This window comes from Devosia sp. ZW T5_3 (assembly GCF_044987315.1).
GTDB lineage: Bacteria > Pseudomonadota > Alphaproteobacteria > Rhizobiales > Devosiaceae > Devosia.
In genome coordinates this window covers 111,309-124,823 of record NZ_JBJDRE010000007.1, presented here as the reverse complement: position 1 = coordinate 124,823, position 13,515 = coordinate 111,309, and the positions used below count along the sequence as shown (strand labels likewise).

The window sequence follows — 13,515 nt, the reverse complement described above, 5'->3', positions numbered from 1 at the left end:
GGCTGGTGAATGATATTGGTATTGAATTGGCTTTCAAGTGGTCTTGTACAGACCGGGTGAGGATATATGGCACGGTTGTCGCTGCGCGGCATCAAAAAGCGCTTCAAGGCAACCGAGGTCTTGCATGGCATCGATCTCGATATCGGCGACCGCGAGTTCGTGGTTTTCGTCGGCCCCTCCGGCTGCGGCAAGTCCACTTTGCTGCGCCTGATCGCCGGGCTCGATCCGATCAGCGACGGCGAATTCACCCTCAATGAAAAGCGCATGAACGACGTGCCGCCCTCCAAGCGCGGCATTGCCATGGTGTTCCAGTCCTATGCACTTTATCCGCATATGGACGTCTATGAGAACATGGCCTTTGGCGCCCGCCTCATGGGGCTCGACAAGGCCGAGGTCGAAGCGCGCATTGCCGAAGCTGCCCGCATGCTGCGCCTCAATGAGCTCCTGCAGCGCAAGCCGCGCGAACTCTCGGGCGGCCAGCGCCAGCGCGTGGCCATCGGCCGGGCGCTGGTGCGCAAGCCTGAGGTTTTGCTGCTCGACGAGCCTTTGAGCAATCTCGACGCGGCCCTCCGCTCGGAAGTACGGCTCGAAATCGCCAAGCTGCACCGCGATATCGGCGGCACCACCATTTACGTCACCCATGACCAGGTCGAGGCCATGACGCTGGCCGACAAAATCGTGGTCATGAACCGCGGGCGGATCGAACAGGTCGGCAGCCCGCGCCAATTGTTCGAAACCCCGGCCAATACCTTTGTGGCCACCTTTATCGGCTCGCCCAAAATGGCGCTGATCGATGTCACCGCTCAAGGCGGCAAGGTGGGCATTGCCGATGGCGGCGCGGTGTCCATGGCCGCGCCGGCCGGCGAAAGCGCCTTCAAGCTCGGCGTGCGGCCCGATGCGCTCAAGCTGATGCGCGGGTCCGGCGAGGGTTTTGCCGCCAGCGTCGTCTACGCCGAATATCTTGGTGACAACGCCTATGTCTATGCGCGCCTCGCCGATGGCACGCTGGTCAGCGTGCGCACCGAACCCAACGATCTCTACGTGCCCGACGAGGCGGTGACCATCTCGGTCGACCCAGCCCAGGTACACTTCTTTTCCGCCGCGGATGGACGGCGGCTGACAGTTTAGCGACGACATTCAAGGAGGGAACTATGAACAAGACTGCAATCCGTATCACAGCTGGCCTGGGAGCACTGCTCATCGCACTGCCCGCCATGGCCCAGGACCTGACATTCTGGAGCTGGCGCCAGGAAGACCGCGCCCAATATGAGCAGTTCATCGACACGTTCGAGGCTGCCAATCCAGGCATTACCGTCACCTTCGAAACCTTCGAAGCTGCTAATTACAACACCATCCTGTCGACGGCTCTGGCCGGCGGCACCGGCCCCGACCTGATGATGGTGCGCGCCTATGGCGGCATGGAAAACGTCGCCTCGGCCGGCTATCTCGAGCCGCTGTCCACCGAAACCATCCCGGCTCTGGCCGATTTCGCTGATACGGCGCTCGCCGCCGAAACCATGCGCTCGGACCAGAAGCTTTACGCGGTGCCCTTTGCCAGCCAGACCCAACTGGTCGTCTACAACAAGGGCATTTTCGACGCCAATGGCATCGCCGAGCCCCAGACCTGGGACGAGCTGTTGGCCGCCGCGAAAAAGCTCAAGGACGCGGGCATCATGCCCTTTGCCAATGGCACCGCGACTGCCTGGCAGAACGAAACCATCGTTTTTGATCTGACCTCGTCCATCATGGGCAAGGGCTTCTACGACGATCTGATGGCCGGCAAGGCCGACTTCACCGACGCTCGCTTCGTCGAGGCGCTGACCGCGCTCAAGGACATCACCCAGTATTTCCCCGATGGCTTTATTGGTCTCGACTACCCCTCCGCCCAGCAGCTGTTCAGCTCGGGCATGGCGGCAATGTTCGCCGGCGGCTCCTATGAGCTGGCAACCTTCGCCACCCAGAATCCGGATCTCGAACTGGGCGTCTTCGCCGCCCCCGGCAAGACGGCCGAGGACGAAAAGCTGGTCGGCCTCTATTACGATGGCGGCTATGCGGCCAATGCCAACGGCGCCAACAAGGAAGCCGCGCTGAAGTTCCTCAACTTCGTTGCCAGCCAGGAATTCGGCCAGGCTTTCGCCAATAGCCTCAACAATATCTCGACCATTCCGGGCGTCACCTTCGACAACCCGCTGCTGGCCGAAGTCGCCGAGCTGAACAAGTCGTCCATCCCCTATCTGATGCTGGTCCACTTCCGCTATGGCGAGCCTTCCGGCTCGGTGCTGCTGCAACAGGAAGTCCAGAAGCTGCTGGCCGACCAGACCACGCCGGAAGCTGCCGGCAAGGCAATCACCGACGGCCTGGCCGCCTGGTACGAGCCGTTCAAGAAGTAATTGATCCGGCCTCTCCCCCTGTGGGGAGGGGCCAAATATTTAAGGCTTGGCCAGCGGCCATCCGAACTGCGAGAATTCAATGCCCCAATTACGGATGACTGGACGTGGCCTCTGGATCACGGCGCTGCTGGTGCCGCCCCTGGCCTTTGTGGCGCTGTTCATCGTCTATCCGATCGTGGCGGCTTTCGCTTATGCCTTTTTCGACTGGAATGGCCTGCTGCGCGGCGAATTCAGCGGCCTCGCCAATTTCCACACCGTGCTGTTCGTCGAGCCTTATGCCAGCTGGACGCGCAATGCCTTCACCCACAATGTCATCGTGTTCTTCGCGCTGATGGTGCTGCAAAACGGGCTGGGCTTTATCCTGGCCTATGCGCTGTGGCGCGAATTGCCCGGCGCCCGCTTCCACCGCGTCGCGGTTTTCCTGCCCGTCGTGCTCTCCACCATCATCGTGGGCTACCTGTTCAAGCTGTTCCTCCACCCGCTCTTCGGCGTGGTCAATATCAGCCTGCGCGGCATGGGCCTGGGCTTTATCGCTCAGCCTTGGCTGGGGCAGGATTCCACCGCGCTCTGGGCGCTGATCGTTGCCAATGCCTGGCACATGGTGGGCTTCCCCACTTTGGTGTTCCTCGCCGGCATGCAGCGCATTCCCACCGAAATGCTCGATGCCGTGCGCATGGAAACCCAGAGCGAATGGGTCAAGATCACCAAGATCGTCTGGCCGCTGGTCGCGCCCAGCGCCACCATCGTCTTCACCCTGCTCTTCGTGGGCGCCTTCAACTGGTTCGAACTGCCCTATATCATGGCCGGGCTCGATGGCTCGCCCTATGGCTCGACCGACGTATTGGGCCTTTATTTCTACCGCACCGCCTTTGGCAATGTCTCCTCCGGCCAACAGGATTTTGGCCTCGGTAGCGCTCTGGCAGTGCTGATCTTTGTCTTCATTGCGGCCATTGCCAGCGTCATCACCGTCCGGTTGCGGGCCCGGGAGATCCAGATTTGAGTACCGCCACGACTATCAACTACGACCGCCGTGGCCTGCTCGGCACGCTGGGCCGCGATGGCCTGCTCCAGATCATCCTGATCGCCAATACCGTAATCATGCTGCTGCCCATCATCATCATGGTGTTCTCGGCCTTCAAAACCACGCCGCAGATTTTCCAGTCGCCCTTCGGCATTCCCGATTTCACCAATGTGGTGAACTTCGTCAAAATCTGGAACGAAACCAATTTCCTGCGCTACCTGCTCAACTCCTTCATCGTCACCGGCGCCTCCATGGCGTTGATCCTGACGCTGGGGACCATGGCCGCCTATGCCATTGCGCGCTATGAATTCTGGGGCGCCGGCTTCATCCTGATGTTCTTCCTGGCCGGGCTGACCCTGCCGCTCAAGCTGGCCATCATCCCGCTGTTCATGCTGATGCGCGATCTCGGGATTCTCAACAATCAGCTCAGCCTGATCTTCGTCTATACCGCCATGGGCCTGCCCACGACGGTGTTCATTCTCACCGGCTTCATCCGCACTCTGCCCAACGAACTCGAAGACGCCGCCCGCATGGATGGCGCCAGCGAAGCGCGCATCATGTGGTCCATCATGCTGCCTTTGGTGCGGCCCGCCATGGTCATTGCTGGCATTCAGAACGTGGTGCCGATCTGGAACGATTTCTTCTTCCCGCTGGTCTTCATCCAGCGCGATAACCTCAAAACCCTGCCGCAGGGCCTCACCACCTTCATGGGTGAATACACCACCGATTGGGGCGTGCTGTTCTCGGGCCTGACCCTGTCGGCGGCACCGATCATCATCATCTATATCGTGCTCTCCAAGCAGTTCATTTCCGGCATGACTTCGGGAGCCGTCAAATGAAGCTGGTCAAAGGTTCGCTGATCGTTTCCTGCCAGGCGCGGGCCGACAATCCCCTGCATGGCCCGGCCTTTATGGGCGCCATGGCGCTGGCCGCGCGCGATGGCGGTGCCCTGGGTATTCGTGCCAATGGCGTGGCCGACGTGGCGGCGGTCAAGGCGGCAGGCCTGCCGGTCATCGGCATCGACAAGGTGTTTTCGCCCGATGTGCCGGTCTATATCACCCCCTCCATCGCCGCGGCCGACGGACTGGCCGCAGCGGGCGCCGATATCATCGCCTTCGACTGCACTCAGCGTCCCCGCAAGGGCGATGCGCCGGCAGAGATCATCCGCCATATCCGCGACACGCTGGGCCTCGAAGCCTTTGCCGATATCTCGACGCTGGAGGAAGGCCTGCTCGCCGCCGAACTGGGCGCGACTTATATTTCGACCACGCTGTCAGGCTATACCGAATATACCGAGCCTAAGCCGGACCTGCCCGATTTCGCCCTGATCGAAGCGCTGGCCAGCCGTATCAGTGTCCCCGTGGTTGCCGAAGGCCGTTTCAACACGCCCGAATTGGCCCGCCGCGCGCTCGATGCCGGCGCCTATGCCGTGGTGGTGGGCACCATGATCACCAATCCGCGCGAAATCACCAAGGGTTTCGCTCGCGCTATCGCGGCCGCCCAATGAGCTATCTCGGCGTCGATATCGGCGGCACCGCCTCCCGCTATGTGCTGGCCGACGCCGATGGCGCCGTGGCCGCGCGTGGCTCCGCCGGCGGCGCGACGGGGCATATCTTCAATCCCGTCGAGCGCGAAAAACTGGTGGCCGTCCTGCAATCCATCGCGGCGGCATTGCCCGCTGGAACAATGCTCTCCGCCGCCTGCCTCGGCATAACCGGGCTGGGCGACAAAATCCGCGACGAAGCCGCCAGCCTGATCGGCGACCATCTTTCGCTGCCCGCCAGTTCCCTCCGCCTCACCGACGATATGGAACTGGCCTATCGCGCCGCGTTCGCGCCGGGCGCGGGGCATCTGATCTCCGCCGGTACCGGTTCCATTGGCCTGCATGTCACCGCCGACGGCCAGATCATCCGGGTCGGGGGCAGGGGGCTGCTCATCGACGATGGCGGCTCGGGCACCTGGATTGCCCTCACCGCGCTGGATCGGCTCTATCGCGGAATCGACGAAACTGGCTCCACAGCCCAAGCTCAAATCCTGGCCGACGAACTCTTCACCGCCATCGGCGGCAGCGATTGGGACGCTACCCGCGCCTATATCTATGGCAGCGATCGCGGCCGCATCGGTGCGCTGGCTCAAGCCGTCGCCCGCGCCGCCATCAAGGGCGATGCATTGGCGCTCGACATTCTCACCCAGGCCGGCACGGAACTGGCCCGCCTCGGCCAGGCACTGGTAGCGCGGGCCGGGCATTTGCCCATCGGCTATGTCGGCGGCATTATCGATCTGCACCCGCAAATTCGGCTCAGCCTCGCCGATGCCCTGCCCGATGAAGTCCTGCTCTATCCGCGTCTCGACGCCGCCGCCTTCGCGGCGCAGTGGGCGCGCGGCTGAAAGCCATTGCCCAAGCCGCCCCGTTTGCCTAAGGGTGGCGCCATCGCAACCGGGATTCCCGCACCATGACCGGCAAAGCCTATGTCGTCGATGAACTGATCTCCGCCAAGGCCATTGCTGCCCGCGTCGAAGGTCTCGCCCGCGAAATTTCCGCTCATTACGCCGATACCGACAAGCTCGTCGTCGTTGGCCTGTTGCGCGGCTCGTTCATCTTCATCGCCGATCTGGTGCGCGAACTGGACCTGCCCGTCGAGGTGGATTTCATGGAAGCGTCGTCCTATGGCAATTCCACCGAATCCAGCCGGGAAGTGCGCATCCTGAAAGATTTGCGCGGCGAAATCGAAGGCCGCGACGTGCTGGTCGTCGAAGACATTGTCGATACCGGCCACACGCTACGCCACGTGCTCGACATCCTGGGCACCCGCCACCCCCGCCGTATCGAGGTCTGCGCCCTGCTCAACAAGCCCTCACGCCGCGAGACGGATGTGAAAGCCCGCTGGGTCGGCTTCGACATCCCCGACCGCTTCGTCGTCGGCTATGGCATCGACTATGCCCAGCGCAACCGCAACCTGCCCCATATCGGGGCGGTGCGGTTTACCGAATAGGCGTTAAGCCACCGCCACCCGTCGTCCGCGCCGCTCGTTACACGCCAGCATCAGTCCGGCCGCCACCACCAGCAGCGCGCCGTAATACACCATCTGCGTCGGCTCCTCGCGCCAGAACAGATAGCCGAACACAAAGCTCCAGATCAGCGCCGAATATTCCACCGTCCCCAGCACGCTGGCCGGCACCAACCGCGCGGCATCGACCAGCAGATATTGCGCCGTGCCGCCCACCAGGCCCGTCGCCACCACCATGACGATCTGCGGCGTGCTCATGCCCTGCCAGAAGGGCAGTGATACCGCGCCCATCACCAGCACATAGAACAGGTTGAGCGAAAAGATCTGCACCAGCGAACTTTCGGTCTTGGAGATGGTGCGCATCAGGATCATCGCCACCGCCCAGCACAGCGCCGCAGCCAGCACCAGCATGGCGGGCAGGCTGAGCCCAAGCCCGGCGGGGTTGCAGGCGACGATCACCCCGAAAAACCCGATGCCCGCCGCGCCGACCCGGGCCAGCGTCAGCTGTTCCTTGAGGAAGATCACCGCCAGGATTGTGGTCAGCACCGGGGCGAAATAATAGAGCGTCGTCATCTCGGCCAGCTGCAATTCGCGCCCCGCCGTATAATACATGCACCACGCCGCCAGCGTCAGAATGGCCCGCAGCAGCATCATGGATTTGTTGGGTGACGCGACCAGCCCGCGGATCAGCTTGCCCCGCCCGAAGATGAGACACAGCGCGGCAATCACCACGCTGCGCGTGAACAGGATTTGCATCACCGGCAGGTCATAAATGACGCCCTTGACCAGCGCGTCATGCACGGCAAACAGCGAATAGGCGAGCGTCCCCAACGCCATGCCCTTGAGCGAGGCGACATCGGCAACACGGGGCATGGATTGGGCGGACACGGGGGTGAACTCTGGGCTCGAAGCTGTCGCATCTAGCTGCAAATCAGATGACCCGGCAAGGGGGCTTATCGGGCGCCTATTTCGTCCACATCCCCCGCATCTGCGCGCCGATATCGATCCGTGCCGGACCCGGCGACAGCCCCTCGATATGGGCCGGTTTCACCGCCGGCCACAGCACGTCATCGAACAGCACGCTCATCGAGCGCGGAATGAACCGGCTGCGCTGGGCATAGATGTGGCGGTCGCCATATTGGCTCTGCTGGGTCACGTAGAAGCGCTGTGGCGTGATCACATGCAGCTCGTCCTTGGCGCGGGTCATGGCCACATAAAGCAGCCGCCGCTCTTCCTCCAGTTCATGGGTCGAGCCGGTCCCCAGGTCCGATGGAATGCAGCCATCCACCACATTGAGCACATGCACCGATTTCCATTCCTGCCCCTTGGAGGAATGGATGGTGGACAAGATCAGATAGTCCTCGTCGCGGCTGGGCACGCCCGATTGGTCCGAGGTGGCATCGGGCGGATCAAGCGTCAATTCGGTCAGAAACCGCTCGCGGCTGGGATAGCCAGCGGCGATCTGCTCGAGCTGGATGATATCGGCCACCCGCACAGCCGCGTCCTCGTAAGTCTGCTCCATCAGCGGCTCATACCAGAGCCGGGCATAGCCCAGTTCCAGCGGCCAGCTGGCCTCCCGCCGCGCCAATCGGCCGACCAGATCTACCAGCCCCGCCCAGCCCTCGGCTGCCCGCAGCGGCACTGGTAACTCCGCCAGCGCCTTGACCGGCTGCGGCGCGGCGCTCATCGCGTCCAGCACCTTGCCCGCCGAAGCCGGGCCGATCCCCGGCAGCAATTGCAGCACGCGGAACCCCGCCGCCCGGTCGCGCGGATTTTCCACCCAGCGCAGAATGGCCAGCAGGTCCTTGATATGGGCGGCGTCGAGGAATTTGAGCCCGCCGAATTTAACGAAGGGAATATTGCGTCGCGTCAGCTCGATTTCGAGCGGCCCCGAATGGCTCGAGGTGCGGAATAATACCGCCTGCTGGATCAGCGCCGTGCCGCCCTCGCGCGCCTCCAAAATCTTGTGCACGACATAGCGCGCTTGATCGGCCTCGTCCTTCACCGTCACCAATTGCGGCTTGGCGTCCGATTGCCGCTCGGTCCACAAATTCTTGGTGAAGCGCTCACTGGCCAATTCGATCACCGCATTGGCCGCGGTCAGGATCGGTTGGGTCGAGCGATAATTGCGGTCCAGCGTCACGATATCGGCGGGCGGGGTAAAGGCCGCTGGGAAATCGAGAATATTGCGCACCGTCGCCGCGCGGAACGAATAGATCGATTGGGCATCATCGCCCACCACAGTCAGCCCATGGCCTTGGGGCTTGAGCGCCATCAGCACGCTCGACTGCAGGCGATTGGTATCCTGATATTCGTCGACCAGCACATGATCGAACCGGCCCGATACCTCGGCAGCAATGGCCGGCTCGGCCATCATCCCGGCCCAATAGAGCAGCAGATCATCGTAATCGAGCACGTTCTGCGCCTGCTTGGCCTCGACATAGGCCTGGAAGAGCGTGCGCAGCGGCTCGCCCCACATGGCGCACCAGGGGAATACATTTTTTAGCACCTCATCCAGATCGCCCTGCGCATTGACCACGCGCGAATAGATGGCAAGGCACGTGCCCTTGGTCGGAAATCGGCTCTTGGCATCGGACAGGCCGAGTTCATGCCGCACCAGATTCATCAGGTCGGCCGAGTCTTCCCGGTCATGAATGGTGAAAGCCGGATCAAGGCCCAATTGGCTGGCATGCTCGCGCAAGAGCCGCGCGCCAATGCCGTGAAACGTCCCCGCCCAGGTCAAGGCATCGGTCAGCGCGCCCGAGGATGTGCCCAATACCTTGCCGGCAATCCGCTCTACCCGGCGGCTCATCTCGCCGGCCGCCCGGCGTGAAAATGTCATCAACAGAATCCGGCGCGGATCAGCGCCATTGACCACCAGATGGGCCACACGGTGGGCCAGCGTATTGGTCTTGCCCGATCCCGCCCCGGCAATCACCAGCAGCGGGCCGGGATTGGCCTGTCCCACGCCATGCTCCACCGCTCGCCGCTGTTCAGCATTGAGGGCGTCGAGATAGGTGGCGGGGAGGGTCGAATCGCGCAGAGCAAGCATGGCCGCACGATGCCATCTTTCCCCTTTTGTTCCAATCGCCGTGATCAACCCAGCATCTGCCGCATCGAATTCGTGATCTCGGCGTGATGATAGGGCTTGGCGAAGAATATGCTGCCATCGGGCAGGTCGTCGGCCGTGACCGCCCGGTGCCCCGAGGTCACGATGATATGCACCGGCGGCCAGCGGTCACGCACCGCGGCGGCGAGCTTGAGCCCATCCATGCTGCCCGGCATGTCGATATCGGTGAAGATCAGCCGCACCCGCGCGTTCTGCTCGAGAATGGCAATGGCCTCGTCGGCATTGGCCGCCTCCAGCACCACAAAGCCTTCATCCCGCAAATGGGCGACGATGCTCATGGCGACCAGAGGTTCGTCTTCGACGACCAGTATCGTGACGTCCGCTGAGGTCATACCCCAGGCTCCCAAAAATGCGAGCCAGCGCGTGGCCTCGCCGCAAACCAACGGGCATCTCTGCCTTTCGATCCAGGTGAACTCATCACAAACAGTGGATAAATCGCGATTTGATCGCTGTAGCCCCGGCAAAAATGACGAGTTCCTATGCAGAACAGGACTATTGCGCTTGTTTTAGGCACGGGGGTAACTAGCGCCAATGTCCAATGCCGCGCTGTCCATCCTGATCATCGACGAAAACCGCATTCGTGCCTCGATCATCGAGAGCGGTTTGCGCGAGGCCGGGCATGAGCGCGTCACGGTGATCCACGACGTCAACGAGGTTGCCCGCACCATCCAGGCGTCTGCTCCCGACGTCATCGTCATCGATCTCGAAAATCCGCAGCGCGACACGCTCGAACACTTCTTTTCGCTATCCCGCGCCATCCAGCGGCCCATCGCCATGTTCGTCGATCGCTCCGATGGCGCCATGATCGAAAAGGCCGTCGAGGCGGGCGTCTCCGCCTATGTGGTCGACGGTCTCAAGAAAGAGCGGGTCAAACCCATTCTCGATATGGCCATTTCCCGCTTCAATGCCTTTTCCCGGCTGACGCGCGAACTCGAACAGGCGCGCAGCGAGCTTGAGGATCGCAAGATCATCGACCAGGCCAAGGGCATTCTGATGAAGACCCGGGGGCTCAGTGAGGCCGATGCCTATAGCCTGTTGCGCTCCACCGCCATGAACCAGAACCGGCGCCTGGTCGATATTGCCCAAAGCCTTGTGACGGCCGCGAGCCTTTTGGGGCCGTAGGAGATAACATGTCCACCACCCAACTCACCGCTGGCTTCCTGCCTCTGCTCGACAGCATCCTTCTGGTGCTGGCGCGCGAGAAAGGCTTTGCCGAGGACGAGGGGCTGGACCTCACCCTGGTGCGCGAAACCAGCTGGGCCAATATCCGCGACCGCGCGGCGCTCGGTCATTTCGACATTGCCCAGATGCTGGCCCCCATGCCACTGGCCGCAAGCCTCGGGTTGACCCCGCTCGGCATGCCCATGATCGCGCCAATCGTGCTGGGCCTGGGCAATAATGCCATCACCGTCAGCGATGCGCTTTGGCAGGCCATGGCGGGGCAGGGCGCCCCGGGCAATCTTGATCCGGCGCTGACCGGCGCGGCCTTGGCCAAAGTGGTCAAGGCGTCGCCGCGCAAGCTGCGCTTTGGCGTCGTCCACCAGACATCCTCGCACAATTACGAACTGCGCTATTGGCTGTCCGCCAGTGGCATCGTGCCGGATCGCGACATCGAAATCGTCGTGCTGCCGCCCCCTCTGCTGCCCGATGCGCTGGGCAGCGGTGGCATTGATGGCTATTGCGTGGGCGAGCCCTGGAACAGCATCGGCGTTGCCACCAGGGGCGGTCACATCGCCACGGTCAAGGCGCTGATCTGGCAATCAAGCCCCGACAAGGTCGTGGGCATGCGCGCAAGCTGGGCGGGCCAGCATCCCGACCTCGTCGCTGCCATCATCCGCGCCGTCTACCGCGCCGGTCTGTGGTGCGCCGATCCGGCCAATCGCCACGAAGCGGCGACCATCATGGCTGGCGCTTCCTATCTCAACAACGCCCCCGACATCGTCGAGCGCGCGCTAACCGGCATGCTCGATATCGGCGGCGGCGTGTTGCGGCAGGTGCCCGATTATTACATCCCCCATGCCAGCGCGGCCAACTTCCCCTGGAAGAGCCATGCCGTGTGGTATTATGCGCAAATGGTGCGCTGGGGCGAAGTCGCGGCCAGTCCCGGCAATGCGGAGATCGCGGCGGCCTGTTTCCGGCCCGATCTCTATCGCGCCGCGCTCACGCCGCTCGGCGCGGCCCTGCCGCTTGTCGATTTCAAGACCGACGGCACCCACGCTCAGCCCTACGATATCCCCGCCGAAAACGGTCCGCTGCTCATGGGCGCCGACCGCTTCTTCGATGGCGGAATATTCGACCCAGCAGCGCTGGACGACTACATCGCCAGCCAGTCGATTCCGCGCTGACTCTATTTTAATCACTATTTCATCTTGCAAATTTTATAGGCGAAATGGCGTCATTTTGATCCATTCTCGCCTGTTGGCCGTATTATGAGCCAGACGAGCCAAAATCCTAATTCCCTGAAGCCAAACGATAAAGTGCCAAGAATACAACTTGGCACACTTCCTGCAATGTCTGTGGCGAAGGGGCGTTCGCGCTCTCCAAATTGACGTCCAATGACGGGCGTCTCAGGCAAAGCTGCCAACAGGTTCGTTTCCGGTCCCCTCCGACCGGTGCGTCGCCCGTTGGCAGCTTTTTTGTTTTCTTTGCAGCTGGAGAATTCGATGACGCTAACGACCACCCGCCGCAGCTTTCTCAGAGGGGCAACGGCCACCGCCGCCACCCTGCTCGCAGCCAAGGCCCTGTTCCCCTCCGGGGCCTTTGCGCAGGGCCCTGGCCCCGAAGTCACCTCAGCCAAGCTGGGCTTCATCGCGCTCACCGATTCCTCCCCGCTGATCATCGCCAGCGAAAAGGGTCTGTTTGCCAAGCATGGTGTGCCCGACGTGCAAGTGCTCAAGCAGGCAAGCTGGGGCGCCACCCGTGACAATCTGGTGCTCGGCGGCGCGGCAAACGGCATCGACGGCGCTCATATCCTGACGCCCATGCCCTATCTGATGAGTGCCGGCACCGTCACCGGCGGCACCCCGCTCCCCATGTCGATCATCGCCCGGCTCAACCTCGACGCACAGGCCATCTCGGTCAGCCAGGAATACAAGGACATTGGCGCGGGCCTTGATTCCTCGCCCCTCAAGGCGATCTTTGCCGAGCGCAAGGCGGCGGGCAAGGAAGTCAACGTCGCCATGACCTTCCCCGGCGGCACCCATGATCTATGGATGCGCTATTGGCTCTCTGCCGGCGGCATCGATCCCACCAAGGAAGTTTCGCTGATCACCGTGCCGCCTCCGCAAATGGTCGCCAATATGAAGGTTGGCACCATGGATGCCTTCTGCGTCGGCGAGCCGTGGAACGAGCAGCTGGTCAATCAGAATATCGGCTTCACCGCCACCACCACGGGCGAGATCTGGCACCACCACCCCGAAAAGGCACTCAGCCTGCGCAATGATTTCATCGAGGCCAATCCGGTCGCCACCCAAGCCATCCTGATGGCGGTGATGGAAGCGGCCCAATGGGCCGATGCCACTGAAAATAAGGAAGAACTGGCGCAGATCCTGGGCAAACGTCCCTGGTTCAATATCCCCGCTGCCGACGTCGCCGGGCGCCTCAAGGGCGATATCAATTACGGCAATGGGCGGCTCGAAACCGCCACCGGCCTCGAAATGAAGTTCTGGAAGGACCACGCCTCCTATCCCTTCAAGAGCCATGACGCCTGGTTCCTCACCGAGAATGTGCGCTGGGGCTATCTGCCCGGCACCACCGACATCAACGCCTCGGTCGATGCGGTCAACCGCGAAGACATTTGGCGCGCTGCCGCCGCGGCCCTCGGTATCGCTGCCGCCGATATTCCCGGAGGCACTTCGCGCGGTGTCGAAACCTTCTTCGATGGCAAGGTGTTCGACCCCGCCAACCCGTCGGCCTATCTCGATAGCCTCGCCATCAAGGCGATGGTCTGACCCCAATTGATGGTGC

At 62.4% G+C, this 13,515-nt stretch carries 13 protein-coding genes; 10 read left to right on the top strand and 3 right to left on the bottom strand.

The window, feature by feature from the left end; all coding sequences use genetic code 11:
- Positions 1–66 precede the first annotated feature (66 nt).
- The 7 genes from ACI3KW_RS10740 to hpt all read left to right on the top strand — a co-directional run bounded on the left by ACI3KW_RS10740 (position 67) and on the right by hpt (position 6,404).
- Complete coding sequence (locus ACI3KW_RS10740; protein ID WP_404848058.1) at positions 67–1,128, top strand: ABC transporter ATP-binding protein; 1,062 nt, start codon at positions 67–69, stop codon at positions 1,126–1,128.
- 23 nt (positions 1,129–1,151) lie between these two features.
- Positions 1,152–2,390 (top strand): extracellular solute-binding protein, encoded by a 1,239-nt coding sequence (locus ACI3KW_RS10735; protein WP_404848057.1) that lies wholly within the window; start codon positions 1,152–1,154, stop codon positions 2,388–2,390.
- Positions 2,391–2,469: 79 nt separating this feature from the next.
- On the top strand, positions 2,470–3,390 hold the full coding sequence (locus ACI3KW_RS10730) for a carbohydrate ABC transporter permease (protein WP_035099835.1): 921 nt from the start codon (positions 2,470–2,472) through the stop codon (positions 3,388–3,390).
- Positions 3,387–4,250, top strand: a complete 864-nt coding sequence (locus ACI3KW_RS10725; RefSeq protein WP_262169843.1) for a carbohydrate ABC transporter permease — start codon at positions 3,387–3,389, stop codon at positions 4,248–4,250. Before ACI3KW_RS10730 ends, ACI3KW_RS10725 begins: the two co-directional genes overlap by 4 nt.
- Positions 4,247–4,918 (top strand): N-acetylmannosamine-6-phosphate 2-epimerase, encoded by a 672-nt coding sequence (locus tag ACI3KW_RS10720; protein WP_404848056.1) that lies wholly within the window; start codon positions 4,247–4,249, stop codon positions 4,916–4,918. The genes ACI3KW_RS10725 and ACI3KW_RS10720 overlap by 4 nt, the downstream gene beginning before the upstream one ends.
- The gene (locus tag ACI3KW_RS10715; protein ID WP_404848055.1) at positions 4,915–5,799 is read left to right on the top strand and encodes an N-acetylglucosamine kinase; all 885 of its coding nucleotides are present in this window, start codon (positions 4,915–4,917) and stop codon (positions 5,797–5,799) included. Before ACI3KW_RS10720 ends, ACI3KW_RS10715 begins: the two co-directional genes overlap by 4 nt.
- Before the next feature lie 65 nt (positions 5,800–5,864).
- Positions 5,865–6,404 (top strand): hypoxanthine phosphoribosyltransferase, encoded by a 540-nt coding sequence (gene hpt / locus ACI3KW_RS10710; RefSeq protein WP_113122526.1) that lies wholly within the window; start codon positions 5,865–5,867, stop codon positions 6,402–6,404.
- 3 nt (positions 6,405–6,407) lie between these two features.
- On the opposite strand, the gene ACI3KW_RS10705 is transcribed toward hpt, so the two are convergent.
- The 3 genes from ACI3KW_RS10705 to ACI3KW_RS10695 form a co-directional block, all read right to left on the bottom strand.
- Entirely contained in the window at positions 6,408–7,307 is a 900-nt protein-coding gene (locus ACI3KW_RS10705) for a DMT family transporter (protein WP_404848054.1), read from the bottom strand.
- Between the two features lie 76 nt (positions 7,308–7,383).
- Positions 7,384–9,471, bottom strand: a complete 2,088-nt coding sequence (locus ACI3KW_RS10700) for an ATP-dependent helicase (protein ID WP_404848053.1) — start codon at positions 9,469–9,471, stop codon at positions 7,384–7,386.
- A gap of 44 nt (positions 9,472–9,515) precedes the next feature.
- A complete protein-coding gene (locus ACI3KW_RS10695; RefSeq protein WP_404848052.1) occupies positions 9,516–9,881 on the bottom strand; it encodes a response regulator in 366 nt (121 codons plus the stop codon).
- 199 nt (positions 9,882–10,080) lie between these two features.
- Here ACI3KW_RS10695 and ACI3KW_RS10690 point away from each other — a divergent pair, with 199 nt between their 5' ends.
- The 3 genes from ACI3KW_RS10690 (at position 10,081) to ACI3KW_RS10680 (ending at position 13,499) form a co-directional block, all read left to right on the top strand.
- Entirely contained in the window at positions 10,081–10,671 is a 591-nt protein-coding gene (locus ACI3KW_RS10690; protein ID WP_113122522.1) for an ANTAR domain-containing response regulator, read from the top strand.
- 8 nt (positions 10,672–10,679) lie between these two features.
- The gene (locus ACI3KW_RS10685; protein ID WP_404848051.1) at positions 10,680–11,894 is read left to right on the top strand and encodes a CmpA/NrtA family ABC transporter substrate-binding protein; all 1,215 of its coding nucleotides are present in this window, start codon (positions 10,680–10,682) and stop codon (positions 11,892–11,894) included.
- 318 nt (positions 11,895–12,212) lie between these two features.
- Positions 12,213–13,499: a CmpA/NrtA family ABC transporter substrate-binding protein gene (locus ACI3KW_RS10680; protein WP_404848050.1), complete on the top strand. Its 1,287-nt coding sequence runs from the start codon at positions 12,213–12,215 to the stop codon at positions 13,497–13,499.
- The last annotated feature ends 16 nt before the right edge of the window (positions 13,500–13,515 follow it).